This is a genomic window from Mucilaginibacter sp. GW822-FHT03E02, from assembly GCF_058801545.1.
Genome location: NZ_JBXANJ010000001.1, coordinates 4436008 through 4457289, shown reverse-complemented (window position 1 = coordinate 4457289; position 21282 = coordinate 4436008). Strand labels below are relative to the sequence as shown.

Sequence of the window (21282 nt, the reverse complement as noted above, 5' to 3'; positions counted from 1 at the left end):
ACTACAACAGCACTTTATTATTTTAAGCCAGGTGTATAACTGCATACAAAGCAGTTACCGAAATAATAACCCATAGGGCAACGCCCTGAAGCAGCGGCCTGAAGCCAACGGATGCAAGCACTTTTCCGGATAATCCAGCGCCAATCAGGAATAGCGTGAGTGTTAACCCTGCCTTGGCAATAATAACCATATAAGGGCCAACCAGCTTTGTAGCCGGCATATAGGTATTGGCAACCATTGCCAGCACAAACAAGGCAATAAAATAGGGTATCCCGATTTTCTTCGACTGGTTTTTAAAAATAAAAGTTGATATAAAAGCTACCGGTATAATCCATAAGGCCCTGGCCAGTTTCACCGTGGTGGCCACTTCCAGCGCATGGTTGCCATATTTTCCCGCAGCCCCAACCACCGAACTGGTGTCATGTATCGCGATAGCGCACCATAGGCCGAATTGCGTTTGGGAAAGGTTAAAGTGATGCCCTATTACCGGGAACACAAACAGGGCTATCGAATTGAGAATGAATACGCAGCCTAATGCAACGGATATTTCCTTCTCCCCCGCTTTAATCACCGGCGATATAGCCGCAATGGCGCTTCCGCCGCATATGGCGGTACCCGAGGATATCTGGTACGATGTTTTCATTTCAATATTTAACCATTTCCCTATAAAATGCCCGAATATAAACGTGCTGGCGATAGATGCTATGGTGAATAATACACCCTCCCTTCCGGCCTGTAAGGCACTATGCACATTCATACCAAAGCCTAAGCCTACTACAGAAATTTGCAGGAGCAGATGCGTGGCTTTATGATTCAGGTACAAATAAGGATGCCCGGTAAACTGGGCTACAACCAGGCCCATGATTAATGCCACGGCCGGGCTTATATAGGGTGTAATACAAAGGAGGATACAGGTTATAAAAATGGCTTTCCGGATATTTTCATTGGTGTTTAATAGTATTCCGGCAGGCGCAATTGATGGTGAAGTTGTATTCATTATTCGTTTTTTTACGCCGCAAAACTCCACAATCAACTATGCAAATTTTCATCACATTATGCAATGTTCGATAACTAAAAGTGATAGTGCCTCAGTTCCGAATTCTTTCTGTTTTTATATGGCTTTCTTTTCATTAGTTTTATCTTATGTTTAATTGGCTCAAAAGAAAAAAGCCCATCCACAAGAACTGGAGTTTTGGAGATATCGCGGATTTTGATATAATTGAAAACCATGACTCTCTCCAATATCTTAATAAAGATGGCACCCGAGTGATATACTTTTCAGTGCTTCACGTTAGTGGCCGTGATGTTTTCTTTACTGATTCTTCCATCAGTAAACCAACAATTTTGAAAGATGCCAATGGTTGGCAGTTCAAAGGGGCAAGGAAATCGAAAAATCAAATACTTGTATGTGTTATTTCTGTAAGCAAACAAGATGATATTGAGTGGGCAAAAATATTTTTTGATTCTATCGCTCCGCGTTAACAATCAAACTGAGATACTACCCTAAAAGTTATCTAAGACAAGGAACTAAAGTGGAAAGCACGGTCCCTCCTTTTCCCTGCACCCGCTCATTCGTATAACATTTCCTTTTATTAAAAACCTGTGTACACACCACAGCTTCTTCCTGCGGGGAAACGCACTACTTAGATATGAGATTTGAGACTGTTGAAGCAAGAACTTATTTTATTACCATCACTTCCTGTAAACAACAAACGGCAGCGGCCGGCTGATTTTAGTTTTTGTCCAGGTTGCAATTATCGAATCGGCAGTTACCCTGCCTGCGATGTGCGGCTTGATTTTAAGGCCATCGCTTTCTTCCTCTACATTTATTCGCCCGTTTAAAAAATCGCCGCTAACGGTAATGCCCCGGCCATATTTTTGGTAGCAATAAATGCCTTCGCATGTCTTTTTATCTGGCCATAGCACAAATAATATGGCGGACTTGTCGATTTTACCGGTAAAAAGCTGGTGCAGGGATTTTGATTTGTATTGGGCTACCGGGCCGGTTTTTAACCCGAAAATGCATTTTCCGTAATCACTCAGGTATTTACTAAATGAAGGGAGGTTAAATTGAATCACCATATCCCAACCTTTTTGACGTTTCGACAGGCGGTTTTCGCCGTCTAAAATGATGGAGTGGCCTTTGATATAAAAATCTTCGGCAATGTCGTCTTTCAAATTGTCGATGACTTCTTGCCATACACTGTCCTGCACGCCGGCGTCATGGATTTGTTTTTTAAACGCGCTTACACTTTTCTTAATAGCCTGGCTTTTAAACTGTTTAAATCCGGCTGGGGTAAACAGGTCTGGCAGTTGTACCAGGTCGCCATTGCCGGGGTTAAAGTTATAATAACGAAGCCAGGAGGCAGTGGTCATTCCGCTGCTCGCTTCATTAAAACCAAGGCTCAGTACCTTGCTGTTATTGGTATATACCCCATAAGTCATCTCCGTTTTGCCGCCGTAAATAGTGCCGTTGTCATAGTTAACGCGCTCGAATATGGTTTTGGTTTGATACCCATTCAGCATTTCCAGTTCGGATAGCTGCAATAGCTGGTTTATTTTTTCAGTGGGTAACGCGTGTGCCGAATCGCTATAAAACACTGGGAAGTGAAGTTCGCGCGCAAACGACTCATATTTAACAGGTTTAACAGCAAAATACTGATTTTGAGCGATGGCGCTTTCAGGCGCAATTGTGCAAAGCAACAGGGTGATGAACAAAAGCCCGGATAAAGGTTTCATGTTTACTATTCCCGGTAAAAGGCCGTGAAATATGATTTAAATATAATCAAATTTAAACGGCGCAAATTGGCCCGAATAAATTTTTCACCTGATAATATTCTTCAATTGGGGCGGACACCATACAACAGATTGCCATATATTTGCGGGCTACCTGTTAAAATCAACTACCATGGAATACTCAAAAACTTACGTCGCCAAAGACGAGCACATAGATGTACAGCAAATTATGGATGGCCTATACTACCCGTTTTATATGGAATACTGCCGCCATGATTATATCAGGGAAGTGCTGGGTTTTGATTTTGAAACCGAGGCCAACAATGGTGTTTATATGGTGCTATCCAACTACAGCATCAGTTTTTTACGGTCGTTAAAAAAGGGGGATGAATTTACAGTTACCTGCACTTTATATACCGACAAGGCCGGCTTGCCCAAACTGCACTTTAAACAATCCATCATTTTTAATAATAAGGTAATGACCAAAGCCATATTCACCGGCACTTGCGTACCCGCCACCGGCGGCCGCCCCTACCTGCCCGCATCGGTATTGGAAAAAATTAAAGATGCGCCGGTATTAGAAGATTGAGCAGATAGGAGATTAGTTAAGAAATTAAGACCGGTTTAATATCGGACAACGAATGTCCAATATCGAATAATGAAGAAAAAACTTCGGTGTTGGACATTCGAAATTTAGTGTTCGATATTATTTGCCCTTCTGTTTTTCTTAACTCAATCGGTCATTTTTTTAAAGTCCTCCCTACCGGGGAGGATTTAGGTGGGGCCCACCGATGGTTCCACATCCTCAATAATGGCCTTCTTCTTTTTCACCCTGGTGCCTTTGGCCAGGTGGTTTTGTTCCTTTTCGTCATCGCCCAGGATAATGCCCCAGGGTTGCAGGCTTTCTACCCTGTCGAAAATAATTTTTAGCACCGCTATGCTGGGGATTGACAGGAACATGCCCGGTATGCCCCATATCATTTCGCCCACTACCACGCCAAGCACGGTAATCAAAGCGTTAATTCTTACTTTGGAGCCAACAACAATCGGCAGTAATACATTGCTGTCAATTAAATGGGTAACAACCAGCGTAACCATCACCCATATAACTTTACTACTATCCGGCGATGTGCCCAGCGTAACCACGGCGCTAACTACCAGCGCGCTAAAAATACCTACGTAAGGGATAATATTAAACACCCCTGTAATCAAACCCAGCAAAATGGCGTACTGCACACCCATAAAGCTGAATGCCACGCTCACGCCTGTTGCTATAATACTCATTTCAATAAGCAAACCAATGATGTACTTGCGGATAATGCGCTGCACCTGTTCAATCACCTCATGCACCGTAGCTTTATTTTCGTCCAAAAAAACAGATACCAGGAATTTCATGATCAGCCGGCGGTATAGCAAAAAGAAAAACGTATAAATAAAAGTAAACACCAAAAACAGCAGGATAGACGATAACGACAGCACCGTTGCCCCCAATACCGCGGGATCTGGCGACATTACCTTGCTGGCCGCCGAATTGACCACCCTGAGCTGTTTACCGCGGGTTACGTGGAAAGTATCCTGCACCCAGCCCCTGAACTCCCACATCGATTGGTTTATTTGTGCCTGGAACCGAGGCCAATCCTTTGCCAAATCGGCAATTTGTGAGGCGATGACATAGATTAATAACCCTATCAGCGATAACAGCAGCACCACAGCCATCATGGAGGCGGCGCTTCGCGGCAAACGCAGCCACTTCTCTAAAAAGGCGGCCACCGGCAGCAGCAAAATCGAGAACAGGCACGAAAATATCAACGGCGAGAGAATCTCTTTGCCAATGATCACCAGGTAACCAATGGCAAACAGGCTGAACAATACGCAGGCCAGTTTAATATAAAACGGAAGTTTAGTAAGGGTTTTCAGGTCCATGGTTAAGGCAGGCACATGTGGTGCATTGGCGTAAAGTTATAAAATAACGGGCATCTCCGTGCAGCCATTATTTTTCACAATAGCAATGCCTGCGGCCCGGGCTATGCATACGCCTGCAGGCATTCCGCGCAGGGCCGGTACCCGTTTCTATCCCTATTGCGAACATTCCGGGATGCTAAAAAGCGAAAGAACACCCACGCATATGCAAGTCCGTTGCAGCCCCTGTAGAGGCACATCACATGCGCCTCCCGCCAGTCTGATTTGCATGGGGGAGACGCATGTGATGCGTCTCTACAAAACACCGTGATCTTTGGCCCCCTTTACCAAACCCAGCACCACTTCATAAGCTGTTTTTTTCTCCCGACGTGCTATCAGCCAGGCTATAAAGCTTAGCGTGAAAATGTCATTATTTTCTGCCTTGCCGGCCAGGGTTAAAACCTGCTCCCGGTACGTGGGTTCAAAAACCACATCAGGCTTTTGCAGGTACTTTTCTACCAACTTCAGGAATATCAGTACCCGCTCTTCCGAAGTTTTCAGCAGGTACTTCTTATACCGCCGCCTAAAACTGGTTAGCCGCGACATGGCAACGTCGATGTTGGAGAACTGTGCATGCACCAGAATTTCCATCAGGTTTTTGCGGATGGTCCACAACATGCCCATCTTTTTTTCGTACCAGGCATCGGTGCGTGTTAGTAACATGAGCTGTTTTAAACTTTGCTGGTTGTTGCACAGGGCCAAAAACATGGCCAGGCATATGCGTACATCTTCTATATCTTCCGGCTTGCTCCGGTTGTTGGTTTTCGCGAGCGATTCCTGTAGCATCCCAATGGCGTCGTTGGCAAAGCCTGTAAAGAACAGGTTAAGGCCGTGGAGTAACTGGTAGCGTAAATAAAATACCGCATGGTAACGGCTATCCGTTTCCATTAAATCCATCATCTGCTTTAAATAGGATGCACTCCTGGCAAAATCCTTTCGCCGCAGGTGAAAGTTGGCCAAAAAGTACAGGATAGAGATATGGTAAAAAAGGTACGACTGCTTTTTACCCGCCTGGCCCTGCATAAACTGATCCGTCCGCTTAACGTAGCGCTCTATCAATCCATAATTTTGCTGTATCGCCGCGTATTCATTGGCGATAAAAAGGATCTGGTAGATGGATTTATAGGTCATCAGGTCCTGGGCCGAGATTTTGTATTTCCTGATGGTGGTGATCACCAGGCTGGTCAAATTCACTATCTTCCCTTGCAGGTGTATCGCCTGTAGTTCCTGCCTCAAAAAGGCGTAGGCTATATTCAGCTTGGCTTCGCGCTGCATGTGCAACTGGTTTTGGGTAAAGCGCGCGGTGAGGGCATCCAGGTCTTCGGCTCCCTCCAGATGGGCATATTGCAGCTTCAATAGCAAAAGCTCATTCAATAAATTAAATTGCTCCAGGTGATTGGCCAGCCTTTCGGCCTTATCCAGGCATTTGAAGGCTACCTTATGCACATCGTTTTCTAACAAAAAACGCCCTACCACCACCAGGCGCAAAGCATCGTAAGTTTCGGCATGGCTGCTCTCGAAGGTTTTTTGCGATAAAAACAGTAGCAAATTATCCTGCAGCCTTTTGCGTAAGGCATGGTAGGCATCTTTATTTTTTTCGGGTTTATATAGTTTGTTTATGCCAGCTATATCGTCAGTTTCTATCAAATCAAGTAAGGCCAGGTTTTTTACATCGTCCCTTTTGTTTTTGCGCTGCAGAAACTGCCTGAAGAGTGTTTTATCGGTATTATTGAGCAGGTTAACTAACTCCGATAGTGAATCCATATAGTTCTGTTAATGCTTGTAAATGTACATTAAATACAATTATATCGTCAGTAATTTACATAATATGATTTTTGCAGGCCGGTTTTACATCGCACATTTGCTTCCATATTAACAACCAAAACAAAACAAACATGGAACCGCTACAAAACAAAACAGACGAAAATTCAGCCTTTGGAAAATATGGCGACAAGATTAAAAGAAACCCGTTAAAACCAACCGCCGCCTTTATAGGAGCCTCGTGGTTTGCCTTATTGGTGGGCGTAATAGGCTACTGCGTAGGCTTATGGAATGCAACTATCCAGCTGAACGAAAAAGGCTATTATTTCACCATTCTTTTATTTGGCTTATTCGCCGTTATCTCGGTACAAAAAAGCGTAAGGGACAGGGCCGAAGGGCTGGCCGTTACCGACCTGTACTACGGCCTCAGCTGGTTTGCCACCATCGCCGCAATGGTTTTATTAACCATCGGCCTGTGGAATACCGACCTGGCCCGAAGCGAGAAAGGCTTCTACGCCATGGCATTTTGCCTCAGCATGTTCTCGGCCATTGCCGTCCAAAAAAACACCCGCGACGCCAAACTGATAGATGACAAAGAACTGTAACGTAGCGGTTACCACCCCGCAGCGCCCTTGTTTTAACGAGGCCTGCGGGGTTTTTAAATGAATTTAATATCGAACACTGAATATCCAATTTCGAATAACGAACCGAAAATTTCGGTGTTGGACATTCGATATTCAGTGTTCGATATTATTTTTCACTTCTGTTTTTCTTAACTTAATGACATTGGGCCTTGTGCGTGGGGCCGGTACTCACTTCTATCCCTATTGCGACAGAGAGGGGGCATCCTCCCGCATGCAGGCGCGCAACACTTGCGTCAAGGGGTGTCATTTTCTATATTTATAGTATTTGCACAATTTGCTAAGCGGATCGAATTGCAGGTACCCACCTTCTGTGCCTATGTAAATGTGGCGGGCATCGCCGGCAGCTATTGAATTTAGGCTAAAACCCAGGTTAAGGGTATTATCAAATATAAGTTCTTTTTTAAAAATAATCTCTTTCTGCAAGTTGTGTATTCTGTAAACATAATTCCAGGATACTGCCAAAATATCTTCATTTACCATGCATAATCCCAAAGGGAATTCATCAAACTCAAAGATTTTTAAATAGCTATATTCATCATTTTTCCAAACGAGTTTATAAAGAGCGCCCTGCGGTATACTTTCCAGGGAAATTGTGTCATGTTTTACAGGAGCAGAAGTATCAATGAAATACACGTCATCCTTATAATTAAATACAAACGGAAAGTTACCACGTTTTATAACCGTCATTCTATCAGCATCATCAAAAAACTTTAATTGTCCCCAAAATTCCCCTTCGTCAGTTCCTACTATCCTGCCATTTTCTACACGGAGTTCAACCTCCGTATCCCGGTCGTTTGTATCGTAATATTTTATTTTTAACTTGTCTCCTTTTATGGCAACTTTAAAACCAAAAGTGCCTTTTAAAAATTCATTCCATTCATCAGAACCGGGCCTGGGCAATGTAGTTTCTGTAAAGTCGGCCAGCGGGTACCTCTGTGCTTTCAGGTCACAAGGCAAAATAACAACAATCAAAAAAAACAGGATGGTTTTAGTTATCGTCATTTAAAGCTTTCAGGTATAATTGCTGATACTAACATACTAAAATAATCGTAAAAAATCCTTTTATTTAATACAAATAAGGGCAATACCTGCGGTCCGGGCTATGCGTTCATACGCCTGCAGGCCTTAAGCGCGGGGCCGGTACCCACTTCTATCCCTATTGCGGAGGAAAGGTTAGAATAGACTGGACATGCTTTACAATTTCTTGTTTAGCCTGTGGTCGGTACCATTTGCTTTGCAAAAGAAATACTATCAATTTAGCTGGCTACCATAAGCCTGGAGCAACTGAAAGGTGCCGGTGCCGCTTCCCATACAACCTATGTATACATTGCCATTATTGATAAAAGAAAACCCATAATCAATGCCAGTTGCACCTAAAGGCCATATGCCAATTGTTTCATTCATCTTTGTCCAGGTGTTGGCAGTTGCATTGTATTTATAATAATCACGGTAAGGCGAGCCGCCAACCGGGATACCTCCTGCTACATAGCCGTAACCGTTAATTGTAAAAGGAATAGCATTGCTGCGTGCATCCGGAAAGTCGGCAATCTTTGTCCACGAATTAGCTGCAGGTGCATAGCTGTAATAACTGTACATTCCGGTGTTGCTTGCGCCACCCCCAACATAAGCTGTATTACCAAGCGTAAACGATGTTGCATTAACTCTTACGCCATCACTAAACTGTGCAGGGTAATCGGCAACCCTTTTCCATACGTTTTGTGCAATATTGTATTCGTAAAATGAGTTGTCGGGGTCGTTGTTGTTGCTGTTACTGCTGTACAAAAAGCCCAGGCCAAGGTATATTTTGGTGCCTATTGAAAATATGGTAGCTGCGTGCCTTGGGTTGGTGGTGAAGTTGGCTTTCTTTGTCCAGCTACCGCTTGCTGCATCGTACTCCCAAAAACTGCTTGAACTGCTTGAATTGGCAAATAAGTATGCTTTGCCACCTACAGCTGTAACCAACCCGGTCTCGAAACCAAAGGGCATACTGATGCGCTGCCATGAAAAATCGGCCGGGTTAAGCCGCCATAGATACTTTGTCTGGTAATCATTATCCAATGCTGCCACTACATAGCTAACATTATTAATGGTAAACGCACCTACCGTGTAACCAAGCGAAAACGGCAGGCTGTTATTCACTACCACCCATTTATCATTAATTTTTAAATCAACATTATAGGCAACAATATCGTCCAGCACTTTTACTTTTATAGTGGCCTTTCGCCTTGGGTAACCGCCGTTTGGTATTTCGGCCGTTAACTTAGTGGTGTTTCCGGAAACAGAACCGGCGGCCGTTGTTTCGAAGATAACGCCATTTCGATAACCATCGGGGTGAAAATATTTTCCTTCAATAGTAACAACATCACCAACATAGCCAGATAGTGTAGCTTTTGTGATCTGGGGCTTTGTTATTTGAAACACACCAGCGCCGGTTGTACTTTGAAATTGGGCAGTAACAGTTACCTTACTTGCACTATGTTCCAAATCATCGGGCACTATCACTTGTAACTGCTTTTTGCCTGCACTTTGTATAGTAGCTTTAATATTACCGAATTTAACTTCAGTGGTTCCGGTTACACTTCTGAAGTGATCGCCGTTTATAACAACCACATCCCTAAAAGTACCGCTTAATGTAAAGTTGGTTATGACCGGTGCAAACAGCGAAAATTTATCGCTAAGGGTATCTGTCTGGCTGTTGGCGCTCAGCGTTATCAGTGGTTTAGCGTTTGTTAAATAAGGTGTCACCACTACTTGCAGTACGCTGTCGCTTTTAGGTATAAGATCAGCAGGTTGCTGATCAAATTTTACGGTGATAGGTTGTCCGGTAAAGTATTTGCCTGTTATCGTGAGCGTGTCGCCAATATCAGCCTTAAGAGGATATATGGAGTTGATTTTGACTTTTCTTGATCCGCTGGCGACAAAATATTTTTTATTATAAAGCTTATACCGAAAAGTCGAATCCACTTCATAAGCCGCGTAATAATATTTTTTATCCTTAATTATACCTCCGTTAATATCAACGGTGAAGTTGCCGGTTAAAGGAATTTGTTTGAGTAAAACTATATTTAATGGTGTTTTTAAAAGGCTGTCTGTCGAGATGACGAAACCCAATTGCTTTAACCCCAAAGGCAGTTTATTTATCCTGCCTTTTAACGTAACACCGCCATCCGGATAAACAGTAGCATCAACAGTTTCAATATCGGGCTTGTTGCTATCGGGATTAGGCGTATCCTGTTTATCCTTTTTACAGCCGGCAAACAACAGGATAACAAGTATGTAAAAGAATGGGATGTTTAGTACTTTCATTAAATGAGTGATAAGGTTTTCAAAAACTAAAAATATGTAAATATTTTGAAAGTTGGCTGTATTATGCTTCTCAAATCTGTTTAAACGGAAAAAGAGCTGCTATGGCTTAAAAACAATCTATCCATCCCGGATATATTATAACATCCGGGATTTGCGTGGCGTATGCTTAGCATGGCGTTTGCCTGTCAGTGGGGCTGAAGGAAAATATTTACGTATTAAAAATCTTGATTCCTGATTCTTGTCTCTTGATTCTTTTCCCGGGCAATACTTGCGGTCCGGGCTATGCGTTCATACGCCTGCAGGCCTTAAGCGCGGGGCCGGTACCCACTTCTATCCCTATTGCGGAGAAGGGCAGCAAGCTGATACCATTTTATAAAAATGGTATGTTTACTTTATCACCTCACTTACCAAAATGACGGGAGTAATATTGGTATAATTTGAAAAATCAGCACGAATGGCGTCTCTGTTTGGCGCGATAGCAGTTTGATAGTCGCTTAGGCTTTTTATATAAAATGTGCCAATAGCCATAAAGGGCAGCGGTTGGTTTGGGATACCACTGGCCATCCCTTTTTCGATGGTGTATTTAACCAAATTCGATCCTAAAAACCGCGCTACCATTGGCATGTGCTTCAATTCATAATATTCCATATTAAAGGTTTTGCCTTCGGCATAAGGGTACATGACAGCTACTTTAATTAAGCCTTTTTCAACAATAGTTACGTTCTGCTTTTCCTGGCTAAATACAGTAAAAGAAATGGTTAAAAGAAGAAATGATAAAATTAGCCTTAATTTCATAATTGGTTTATTTAACTGAAAGTGTTCAATTGAATATACAAATATTAACATATTGTATTTATTCACAAAACGTTATGCCGACTAAAGTTAAAGGTTTTTACACATCCTTGGCGCAAGTGTTGTGCGGCTGCATGCGGGAGGATCACTTGTGACTTTTGTAAGCCATGCAAATTGCACGCAAAAGGTCAGCTACGGTACCTGCCCCAGCACAAGACATGTACTTAAAAATTGAATTTGGTTGTTGCTTTTATAGCAAGCATCATCTATTTTTAATGCATGAGCACAAAATATAAATTCGCTGATCCCGAGGGGATTTACTTTGTAACATTTGCTGTTGTAGAATGGGTTGATGTTTTTACCGCCAGTTTTACCGGGATATTTTAATAGAAAGCTTTCGGCATTGCATCAGAGAAAAGGGACCATTCATGGCTACGTGATTATGAGCAACCATGTGCATTTAATTATAAGTAGTAAAGGAAAACAAAGCTTATCAGCAATTATGCGGGATATGAAAAAGTTTTCTTCGATAAAAATTATTCAGGAAATAATTGGTAATCTTTCAGAAAGCAGACGGGATTGGATGCTTCGCATATTTGCAGATGCCGGTAAAGCAAATGGTAACAACACCCATTATCAATTTTGGGAGCAGGAAAACCATCCAATTGAATTACATCCAAATTCTAATCTCTTTTCGCAAAAATTAGAATACATTCATCAAAACCCTGTTAAAGCAGGTCTGGTTGCTGAAGCTGCCGACTATCTTTACAGCAGTGCCAGTAATTACGAGGAAAAAGGCGGTATTTTGATGGAAGTTGAGTGCTGTTACTAAATCGAGGGATTTCGTAAGAAAGTCACAAGTGATCCTCCAACTTGCAGCCGCACAACACTTGCGCCAAAGGGGGAAACTCCACAGAAAGATAAAGAAAAACCAAGCCCAAAGGTAAAGGAGAATAATGATGAACGTTTTAAGCATTAGTAAAAAAAATTTTATAGTCATATCGGCTTTGGCTGTAGTATTTTGTATTTCATCATGCAGAAAAAATGATAATAAGATAATTTATTTTATTCCCAAAGGTTACAAAGGTTGGGTAAATATTATTTACACCGACACAGCTAAAAGCGTGCAGCCATTTCGTTTTAACAATGGTTATGTCTACATGATTACAGGTGATCCTTCAGATTTTAAGATACCTTACGATAAGAGCTTTGGTGACTGGTATGAGATAGATTATTATTATGATAAGAATAGTATAATTGAAATAAACAACAAGATTCATTTTGATGAAACAATAGGATCCCCTGGTAATAGTGGAGGCCCAAAACATACAGTCGACGCTTATTCATTTTTTATTAGTGATAGTACTGAATTTAATAAAGATCCTGAGAATCCAATATTTGAAAGATATAAGTGAGGTCGTGGCGGTAGTGTATCAGTCCCATTGTCAGCGATTTAACAATTGACAGTCAGGTTCCGTACCTGGCGCAAGTATGAGGGGGTAACCGTGAGCGGCGGGTACTTGTGCCTAAATACTTTATTGCGCCATAGCAAGAGCGTTAGCTAAAGAGTCTTTGTGTTTCTTCGGGGTCTGTAAAATAAACTGTGTCACGCCCGGTCAGGCTCCCGGCCCATGGGCCGGGAGCCTGACCGGGCGTGACTGCTACATCAAATCTAATATCATTCTTCCGGGAAACCAAATGGCCAGTTTCTGAGCGGTCATGGCCCAGTTTGAAAGTGGCATGGTCCATTTTTGTTTGATGTTGCTATGGGCCAGATAGATCAGTTTCAACAAGGTCATATCCGAAGTAAATCCCTCCTTGGCGCAAGTCTTGAACGCCGAAATGGGGACAGGGTGACTTGTGCGTTTGCAGGATATAAAAGGCACACTAACGCCGGGACATGAGTATTGGCGGGTGTGAGGATTACGAAATGATTAGTTGTTTTACAAAGGCACAAGTGAGCCACCCGCAGGCTGCCGCACAACACTTGCGCCAAGGGGGGGTTATGAATTGTAGTTGAGCATCCTATCGGTACTATCCTTTGGATCATACGGTTTATCTAATTTAACAATTTTCCATTTTGTATTAGGTTTAAATACTGTAGTAGCAGGAATAAGATCCGATATTTCACGAATAATCACATGTTTATTAGTTCGCGGATCCACTATAACCCATTGTATTAAATACTTAAAAGCACCAACATGCTCACTAATCATAAAATAAAGGTTATTTGTTAAACTTTGAAAAGTATCGCTCTGTCTAACATCAATGAAGAGATTTTTATTCTTAAACTTTGGAAAGTCGATGTCAAATTGTACAGAGTATGTAGTATCTTCTGGTGCCGGTTGTGCTTTAGAATCGTCAATCTTGATATTTAGATTATCGCCAGCAATAGTATAGGTCGGCTTCTCTAATACTTCAAGGAACCTTTTATCTATGTGATTTTTGAAATTCTCAATTATTTTTTCGACCGCCTCATTAGGTTCGTTTATTTTCTCTTCATTCGCAAAAGTAATTTTAGAAATTTCGCTCACAAGATTTTCTATTACAAACCTCGAAAGTTCTTCGTCAAAAGTGATTGCAAAAAGATTCAATAGTTTAGAAAAAAATTCGACTATAGAGCGGTAATCGTTAAGTTGATAACATTGATATAAACCCAAAGGCGGCAGAATATCGTTCCTATTTACCCCGATACAAACAGGAATTATTTCACAATCCTCCAATGCTTGTCCGATGCCGGCTTCATAATACAACCAGGGTCTGTTAATGCTGTTAGGGGTCAATAAAGTGACCACAGCTTTGCTTTGGTTAATTATCGAAAGGATGTCGTTAAACCATATGCCGCCAGGTTTGAGTCCACCTACTCCACTTGCATCAGATGAAAACCAAGGACTGATTTGACCAAGGGTTATGCGTCTTAAAGCATTTGAGAACAACTCAGCTACTGCCTTATCTCCTCTGTAATGACTTATAAAAAATTTATGTGCCATATTTTAAATTGTATCGACAAATTCAGATGATTTTTTATTTTCTTATTGTAAGGCTTGATTACTTAACACTTATGCCAAAGCTTGCATAAGCTTCTTTTCCGTAAATGCCTAACGCTCCGCCTAAAGGATACTTATCATGTGAAAATTGGCCAATAGCATTGTTTATTACCTGTTTCTTAAATGGAATATGAATCGCACTCAACGTTTGATTATCAATCCTCCTTTTTAACGCGGAAGGCCAGCTATATGAAAGTTGGTTGGGAGCTTGAATGTATTCGTAGCCTATATAGGTAACTATTAGGGGGAGTTTACAGATGTCTACCGCATATTCAATTTCAAATGGTATCCAATCATCATCTTGCTTTGTGGTTTCGCCAATGATTAACACCATATGTTTACTATTTTTTAGCCTTTCCCTTAAACTTCTCTTAAGGGTTTCCTTAGAGCTGCTATCTCTTACAGCAGATGTTTTATCATGGCTGTTGATCATTGTGAAACAATCATCTTGCCTATCAGCCCAAGCTTTAAGCAAGTTATAATATTTTATATCAGAGTCGAGAGGATAGTTCGTTCCGTTTGCGTGAAACGCTACGTAGGTTCCGTTCCTGTATGCCATAAGGTTTATTTTGATTTAGTTTAAGGTAAATAATGATTAAGCAAATCTTTGACTTCGAATAAATTAATGCCGTACTCTTTGGCATCCTTTGGATGGATTACAATTACTAATTTATTGCTGAATATCTGGTCTTCTGATGCCCGAATGAATGATTGCGCAATTCGGGCAATAAGACGCTTTCGATTGGTTGTTATTCTCCCTCTCCCTGTACCGATCAAAGGTATCACTAAGGGATCGTTTTCGCCTTTTGCGATTACAAATTCCCATAATCGATCCATGGACTCAATAATATTTTCAAAGGTTGTTTTCGCCGTATTATCGTAGCTCAGGTCTGACATAGCTAAAAGATAGAACACGTCATTGCCAATATCTACGCGGACGGTTGTTCCCATAGGATATTTCTTGTTTTTGCCAGTAATTTTATTGAAGATTTCAAAGGGGATATTCACAAGCTGCTCATCTATTGCCTGGTCCATTACACCAATGCGCTGCGGATAGAAACTATTTGTAAACTGCCCTTGCAAACTGTTAGCGGCGATTACACCGTTTGCGATATCTGTATCAAAAGTTGTATTTGTACTGATTACTTTTTGCCCCTTAAATCTAAACAGATTGCCGATAACAACTTCAATGTTTAAGTCTCTTCCCGCTAATTTATAAGTAATTTTCGAAATCGGCCGTCTCGTAACAATTACGATAATGATTGAAATTAGAATTAATACAATAAAGGTGTAGGACGGTAATGTGTCTGATGCAATTACCTTGAAGAAGTTGGCCATTTCGATTAAAAGCCAAAATCCGCCTAATGCTGCTAAAAAACTCTTTACGCTATCAATAGAAAATAATGCATATGTCCAATAAGATTTAGTGCGAATAGACTGCCAAAAATACTCCATGATGTATTAAAGTGATTAGGTTTTTTTGATAAAAATACGTATAAAATTTGGTGTTATTTTCTTCCAAAATCGGCGGGATTTTCACCCCAAGCCGCGGTTTCCCATTTGAGAATTGGAATTTGATATTCATTTTTTAGCAACCAATCTTCAGCCCTGCGTACTATACCAATAATTTGATTGTTTGCATCTATATGAGCAATTTTTGTTGACGCTTTCTTCTTATTGATCCAAGCAATAGCCGTTTTACTATCTGAGTAAACCGCTTTAAATGAGGAGTTATTTTGGCAAATTGTTAATGCATGAACTATTGCAAGAAACTCCGCAATATTGTTGGTCCCGGCGCTAAACGGCCCAGCCTGGAACAGTTTATCCTTTTGAGGATAGGTCACTCCTTGATATTCTGTTGCGTTGGTTGCAGTATTCCAAGCGCCGTCAACACAAATGCTATTCTCAATCGGATTGCCGATTTGAAGTAATTCTAAATCTGTTAGGCTTGTTTGAAATTGATTGACGCCAATATATTCCTTGCTGTCACGCTTAAAGGCATTGTCTGCTTCTTCTTTGGTAGGGAAGCTTTTATAAAGAGCATTCTCAAATCCATTTACCTGTATTTGACATTCCTCCCACGAAGAATAAACTCCAGGTTTACGCCCAATCCAAACAGTATAAAATTTTTGTTTGTTTATTGCCATTATTGTGCAGCTTCCAAAGCTTTTTTATGATTGATATTAAAACCAGCGTTTTCCAGTCGTTCAACTAATTTTAAGACAGTCTCTTTAACATGATTTTGATAAGATAGGTAGATTATTCCATCAGTATCAGATGGACGTTCAAGGCTTCCTTTAACCAATATGATTGTATTGGCACGACCGAGTTTGGAAATTAACATGCCCGTTTCCAAAATTACATTTTGACGGGCTCTATCTTTAATGCCAGTTTCACCTTCTTTTTTCGAATAGCCCCTATCATCGGGAGTTAAAAGTACAATTCCAACTCCTGCCGATCCATTTTGCCCAACTTGCTTTTCTAATGCTTCAATGATTGTCATTCCCTGGCCACTTGATTTGGCAAGTATGAACGGTTGAATGCCAAGTTTACCCAAAACTAACTCTAATTGGTCCCTGCTGGTTTCATCATGTCCATAAACTACAAAAAGTCCTGGATTTGTATCCACATCCTCTGCTACCACAACGGCTGCTCTTTCTTCAGGCTTATTTAAACTTTTAATTAACCCATCGATTTTTAATTTGGAAGGCCCTTTTCCTTGACTTAGCAAGGTGCCTGTACTTTGGTACCAAGTTAAAATTCCACCATCTTGAGTAGTGAATTTATCTGTCCCACCATTCGATGACCAATTTCCATTGATGCCATGCTCCGCTAATAACGTTTTTAACGTCGAAAGATCTCCGTAGAATTTTATCATTATCTTTTATTTATTTATAATTGTTCAATAAGTAATCCCAATAATATCAAATGAGTAATTTAGTTTTTTGGGTGCAATCGTATTTATTTGATAGTCAATATTTTTGCCAGTTTGAAGAAAAAAAACGTGTAGCGGCTAAAAAAATAATTATTATTATTATTTTATTGCGTTTGATATTGTTTTTGCATGTGTTTTTTACTTAAACTGATATTTATTTCTTTTCGTAACGGGTGAATTAACCGAGAGGTAAGTGCAACGAAATCAGCTTTTCTCTTAATGGATGACAAAAAGGCAGAAATCCGGCATCCCACACGCCTACATTTCATGACTCTTGCAATTTTCTTTCTCGCCTAGCTACCGCAATGGCTTTTGAACGCTATCGCAAGGGTCCCCATTATGGTCCGCATGCTAAGTAATGAATATGCAAATCCCGGATGTTTAATCGCATCCGGGATTTGCATATTCAGCCGGTGGTCGGTGTTATGCCCCGTCCATTTAGCCTCTCGGAAGGCCAAAGACAATCATCAAATTGGTTCCCAACAAAGGCTATTTTAAAACGCAAACCCTGGCTGCTACGTTGGTAACACCGGCCAGAAGCTAAAAAATCCCGGATGTATGATAACATCGGGGATTTCTTGTTTAACGGTTTTCGCGTTAGTGATTGAACCGGATACCGGCCTCGCGCCTAATGCCCTGTGCGCGTATGAGGGGAAAGCACGGCCCGTTTCTACCAACGGGAACGCCCATGATATTAGTTTGGTTGAGGGCTTGTACAAGCGAGGGGAGGTAGGGATTAACGCCTGATTTAACCCCTACCTCCCCTTCCCCAAGGAAGGAATCGCACAGTCCCCTGCGCTTTTATTTTTCTTCCGGACAACAATGGAGGCCCCCCTACCAAATCTTAACCCGCTGCTCTTCTGCCTTGTAATTTTTATCGCCTGGCTGTACGTTAAATGCTTTGTAAAACGGGGCGAAATTCATTAGCGGACCGTTTACACGCCACATGGCGGGCGAGTGGGGGTTGGTGTTTACGTAGGTGCGCAGGAACTCGTCGCGGGTTTTTACACGCCAGATGCGGGCTATGGACAGGAAGAAGCGCTGGTCGGGCGTGAAGCCGTCAATTTTGGTGTTGCCTTTGCCTTGGTCTGTCATTTTAAAGGCGTCGTAGGCTATGGCTATACCGCCATTGTCGGCCGTGTTTTCGCCCAGGGTGAGCGCGCCTTTTATATGTACGGTATCTAAAACGGTGAACGAGCCATATAAATTGGCCAGTTGTTTTGTTTTGGCCCTGAATTTTTCGTAATCCTCTTTTGTCCACCAGTTTTTTACGTTGCCGTCTTTATCAAACTGCGCGCCCTGGTCGTCAAAGGCGTGCGTCATTTCGTGGCCAATTACCATGCCGATGCCGCCGTAATTGATAGCGTCGTCTGCCGCAAAATCGAAATACGGAAACTGCAGGATGCCCGCCGGGAAAACAACCTCGTTAAACGAGGGATTGTAATAAGCGGTAACCGTAGATGGCGTTGTACCCCATTCTGTTTTATCAACCGGCTTGTTCAGCTTGGCCAATTGATATTGATAGTCGTTTTGTTTCAGCCACAGGATGTTTTCAAAGTATTTGGTGCGGTTAATTTGTACCTTATCGTAATTGCGCCATTTATCGGGGTAGCCTAATTTTTTGGTGATGGCGTACAATTTTTCTTTTGCTTTTTGTTTGGTGCTGTCGCTCATCCAGTCGAGGTGATTGATCCTGTTTTCGAAGGATTTTTGCAGGTTGTTTACCAGTACCAGCACGCGTTTTTTGGCATCTTCGTTAAAATATCGTTTCACATACAACTGCCCCAAAGCCTGCCCCAAATAACTGTCGACGTTTTCGGTCATGATTTGCCTGCGGGTTTTTTGTACGGCCTGCCCGTTCAATACTTTATCAAATTCAAACGTGGCATCTACAAATGGTTTGCTCAATGTTTCGGCGTAGTTTTGGAGGGTGGCGGCTTTTAAATAAATTTTCCAGTCGGTTATGGGTACCGATTTCAACAGTCCGTTCAACTTATCGTAATAAGCGGGCTGGCCCATATCAACCGAGTCGGTTGTTGCACCCAGTTCGGCCAACAATGTTGGCCAGCCTATATTAGGTTGTGTTTTGCTGATGGCGGCAACCGCTACCTTATGGTAATTGGCGTTAACATCCCTTAATTGAATATTGGTTTTATGCGATGCCGCGTTTTGCTGCTCGATGCCGTAGGCGATAGCCGCGTTTTTTGTGGCAGCGGCAGGGCTGCTCCCGGTTAACTGGAACAGGGTGCCTAAGTATTTTTTATACGCCTGCTGAATGCCAAGCGTAGATGAATCTGTTTTAAAATAATAATCCCTCTCTGGCAAACCAATGCCGGTTTGCGATGCATGGGCAATATTGATGCTGCTGTTTTTGTTATCGGGATAAATACCAAAGTCGATTATCAGGCCGTTCCCGGTTTTTAGTTGCGCAGCTACAAATTTGATGAGTGAAGGTACATTGGCAATAGCATCAATTTGTGCCAGTACCGGTTTAATGGGCTGGTACCCGCGTTGGTTAATGGTTGCGGTATCCATACCCGAGGCGTAAAAATCGCCTACCTTTTGGTCGATACTGCCCATGGGGTTCCGGGCTTTTGAAACACTATCCAGGATGTTTTGCAGCAGCAGCTTTTGCGGAATGTTCATGAAGCTGTACGAACCCACGCCCGATTGATCGGCTGCAATTTTGGCGGTATCGTACCAGCGTCCGTTAACAAAGCGAAAGAAATTATCGCCGGGTTTTGTGAGGGAGTCGATCCCGGCAACATCAACAAAACCTTTTTTGTGATCGTCCTGGTATTTCCAGGCACCCAAAACAACTAACGCGACACACAGGTAAAATACTTTATTCATAAACAGTCAATTTAGTTAAAGGTAATAATTTAGGAATATGTCGGGGAATGGAATATAAAAAGGGTGGCGTCATTCTACGTCCACTCTCAAAAGGGAATTGCATGGGGGGCTTTTGTCTTTTTAAAACCCCTTACTTTTTGTTCCCCTCTCGAGAGGGGGCGCGATGGGAAGCGCGTTAGCAGGGGTGTGTTTTTCAGCGTTCAGTCGCGCGCATATAACACACCCCTCCGCCCCTCTCGAGAGGGGAATCGCACAGGGGCCAGTACTCAGAGCTTCAGGAGACGTTTGCACAGTTGGCGATTGCTTCGTTTCTTATAATGACATATTTATAAGTTACTGACTGTCAGTATCGGATATCCGTCATTGCGACACACGAAGCAATCCCCTACATGCTAAGTCCCACATAGTTCGGGATTGCTTCGTGCCTCGCAATGACGATAGTTTGGAACATCAGTTTAACTATAGTTGAGAGACCCTGACGGTACAGCAGGGCTTTCGTCAATCTGCGCGGTGCCATCGTTTGATTTTAAGCACCGGCCACGGCACTGGTATAACTTGCCGGGTACACCTCCCTGAACATGATATAGGTTACGGTTACGATGCTGAAGGCCACCAGGGCATCGATAGTGGCGGATGGACCGATGACGATGAGCTTGGAGAAGAAGGCAAAAATGATATCGAAAAATACGCCTGCAAATACCCACTCTTTTAACCGGAGCAGTTTGTTGGGGATTAACAGAACGGTAATGCCCGATACCTTGGCTACGCCCAGTACATAAATAAAGTAGGCCGGGTAGCCCAATTTGAGGGTGATATCCCATACTATTTTATTGGTGGTAAGTTCGCAAATGCCGCTGGTGCCAAACCATATTGAGGTTAATGCTGTACCGATCCAAAAAATTGTTTTTGCTGTTTTTGTTGTCATGATTTCTGTGTGTTTTTTGTTTGATTTGAGTCAAAAATGGGGCATCTGCCTTAAAACCCACAGTGGTTTTATAGCCAATTAGGCATTATTGATGGTGGCTTAGGCATTTTGAGGCATGGGCCGGCACGCGGGTTGGGATTATCGCTATGGGGGCGCGATGTAAAAGAGCGGTGTTGTGCTGAGTGGTAATTTTTGTGGATTATAAAGGGGGGATGACATCATAAAAGGGTTGTCATGGTGAGCTTGTCGAACCATAGTGGGCAAAGGCCTCTCCGCGCACCCCTTCGACAGGCTCAGGGTGACAAGCCTACGCACCTCGAAAAG

Annotated in this window: 19 protein-coding genes and 1 pseudogene; 5 read left to right on the top strand and 15 right to left on the bottom strand. The window is 42.3% G+C overall.

Annotation, left to right across the window (positions count from 1 at the left end):
* Window positions 1-22 precede the first annotated feature (22 nt).
* Window positions 23-997, bottom strand: coding sequence for a YeiH family protein (locus tag AC1RM2_RS18585; RefSeq protein ID WP_492986669.1), 975 nt, complete (start codon window positions 995-997; stop codon window positions 23-25).
* A gap of 146 nt (window positions 998-1143) precedes the next feature.
* Here AC1RM2_RS18585 and AC1RM2_RS18580 point away from each other — a divergent pair, with 146 nt between their 5' ends.
* Entirely contained in the window at window positions 1144-1482 is a 339-nt protein-coding gene (locus AC1RM2_RS18580) for a hypothetical protein (RefSeq protein WP_492986668.1), read from the top strand.
* A gap of 210 nt (window positions 1483-1692) precedes the next feature.
* Here AC1RM2_RS18580 and AC1RM2_RS18575 read toward each other — a convergent pair whose 3' ends face one another.
* Entirely contained in the window at window positions 1693-2739 is a 1047-nt protein-coding gene (locus tag AC1RM2_RS18575; protein ID WP_492986667.1) for a hypothetical protein, read from the bottom strand.
* 169 nt (window positions 2740-2908) lie between these two features.
* On the opposite strand from AC1RM2_RS18575, the gene AC1RM2_RS18570 reads away from it, so the two are divergent.
* A complete protein-coding gene (locus AC1RM2_RS18570) occupies window positions 2909-3325 on the top strand; it encodes an acyl-CoA thioesterase (RefSeq protein WP_492986666.1) in 417 nt (138 codons plus the stop codon).
* A 185-nt stretch (window positions 3326-3510) separates the two neighbouring features.
* Here the strand turns inward: AC1RM2_RS18570 and AC1RM2_RS18565 are convergent, their stop codons facing one another.
* Complete coding sequence (locus tag AC1RM2_RS18565; RefSeq protein WP_492986665.1) at window positions 3511-4659, bottom strand: AI-2E family transporter; 1149 nt, start codon at window positions 4657-4659, stop codon at window positions 3511-3513.
* 291 nt (window positions 4660-4950) lie between these two features.
* Window positions 4951-6459, bottom strand: coding sequence for a hypothetical protein (locus AC1RM2_RS18560; RefSeq protein ID WP_492986664.1), 1509 nt, complete (start codon window positions 6457-6459; stop codon window positions 4951-4953).
* A gap of 131 nt (window positions 6460-6590) precedes the next feature.
* Here AC1RM2_RS18560 and yiaA point away from each other — a divergent pair, with 131 nt between their 5' ends.
* Window positions 6591-7061: an inner membrane protein YiaA gene (gene yiaA, locus AC1RM2_RS18555; protein ID WP_492986663.1), complete on the top strand. Its 471-nt coding sequence runs from the start codon at window positions 6591-6593 to the stop codon at window positions 7059-7061.
* Window positions 7062-7343: 282 nt separating this feature from the next.
* Here the strand turns inward: yiaA and AC1RM2_RS18550 are convergent, their stop codons facing one another.
* The 3 genes from AC1RM2_RS18550 to AC1RM2_RS18540 all read right to left on the bottom strand — a co-directional run bounded on the left by AC1RM2_RS18550 (window position 7344) and on the right by AC1RM2_RS18540 (window position 11201).
* Window positions 7344-8102: a hypothetical protein gene (locus AC1RM2_RS18550; protein WP_492986662.1), complete on the bottom strand. Its 759-nt coding sequence runs from the start codon at window positions 8100-8102 to the stop codon at window positions 7344-7346.
* Window positions 8103-8351: 249 nt separating this feature from the next.
* A complete protein-coding gene (locus AC1RM2_RS18545; protein ID WP_492986661.1) occupies window positions 8352-10406 on the bottom strand; it encodes a Kelch repeat-containing protein in 2055 nt (684 codons plus the stop codon).
* Window positions 10407-10793: 387 nt separating this feature from the next.
* A complete protein-coding gene (locus tag AC1RM2_RS18540) occupies window positions 10794-11201 on the bottom strand; it encodes an EthD family reductase (RefSeq protein WP_492986660.1) in 408 nt (135 codons plus the stop codon).
* 349 nt (window positions 11202-11550) lie between these two features.
* On the opposite strand from AC1RM2_RS18540, the gene AC1RM2_RS18535 reads away from it, so the two are divergent.
* Both AC1RM2_RS18535 and AC1RM2_RS18530 read left to right on the top strand, forming a co-directional pair.
* Complete coding sequence (locus AC1RM2_RS18535; RefSeq protein ID WP_492986659.1) at window positions 11551-12030, top strand: transposase; 480 nt, start codon at window positions 11551-11553, stop codon at window positions 12028-12030.
* A 124-nt stretch (window positions 12031-12154) separates the two neighbouring features.
* Window positions 12155-12613, top strand: a complete 459-nt coding sequence (locus AC1RM2_RS18530; RefSeq protein WP_492986658.1) for a hypothetical protein — start codon at window positions 12155-12157, stop codon at window positions 12611-12613.
* Between the two features lie 246 nt (window positions 12614-12859).
* Here the strand turns inward: AC1RM2_RS18530 and AC1RM2_RS18525 are convergent.
* From AC1RM2_RS18525 to AC1RM2_RS18490, 8 genes and pseudogenes are all read right to left on the bottom strand, one after another.
* A pseudogene (locus AC1RM2_RS18525) lies at window positions 12860-13027 on the bottom strand (IS256 family transposase); the annotation flags it as partial.
* 174 nt (window positions 13028-13201) lie between these two features.
* Window positions 13202-14188 (bottom strand): toll/interleukin-1 receptor domain-containing protein, encoded by a 987-nt coding sequence (locus AC1RM2_RS18520; protein WP_492986657.1) that lies wholly within the window; start codon window positions 14186-14188, stop codon window positions 13202-13204.
* Window positions 14189-14246: 58 nt separating this feature from the next.
* Complete coding sequence (locus tag AC1RM2_RS18515) at window positions 14247-14804, bottom strand: TIR domain-containing protein (protein WP_492986656.1); 558 nt, start codon at window positions 14802-14804, stop codon at window positions 14247-14249.
* 20 nt (window positions 14805-14824) lie between these two features.
* Entirely contained in the window at window positions 14825-15700 is an 876-nt protein-coding gene (locus tag AC1RM2_RS18510; protein WP_492986655.1) for a macro domain-containing protein, read from the bottom strand.
* 53 nt (window positions 15701-15753) lie between these two features.
* Window positions 15754-16392, bottom strand: coding sequence for a ribonuclease H1 domain-containing protein (locus tag AC1RM2_RS18505; RefSeq protein WP_492986654.1), 639 nt, complete (start codon window positions 16390-16392; stop codon window positions 15754-15756).
* Window positions 16392-17123 carry a TIR domain-containing protein gene (locus tag AC1RM2_RS18500; protein WP_492986653.1) on the bottom strand — a complete coding sequence of 244 codons (732 nt, stop codon included), beginning with the start codon at window positions 17121-17123 and terminating at the stop codon, window positions 16392-16394. The genes AC1RM2_RS18505 and AC1RM2_RS18500 overlap by 1 nt, the downstream gene beginning before the upstream one ends.
* Window positions 17124-18014: 891 nt before the next feature.
* The gene (locus AC1RM2_RS18495; RefSeq protein ID WP_492986652.1) at window positions 18015-20033 is read right to left on the bottom strand and encodes a M13 family metallopeptidase; all 2019 of its coding nucleotides are present in this window, start codon (window positions 20031-20033) and stop codon (window positions 18015-18017) included.
* Between the two features lie 526 nt (window positions 20034-20559).
* Window positions 20560-20958, bottom strand: a complete 399-nt coding sequence (locus AC1RM2_RS18490; protein WP_492986651.1) for a DoxX family protein — start codon at window positions 20956-20958, stop codon at window positions 20560-20562.
* Window positions 20959-21282: the final 324 nt, after the last annotated feature.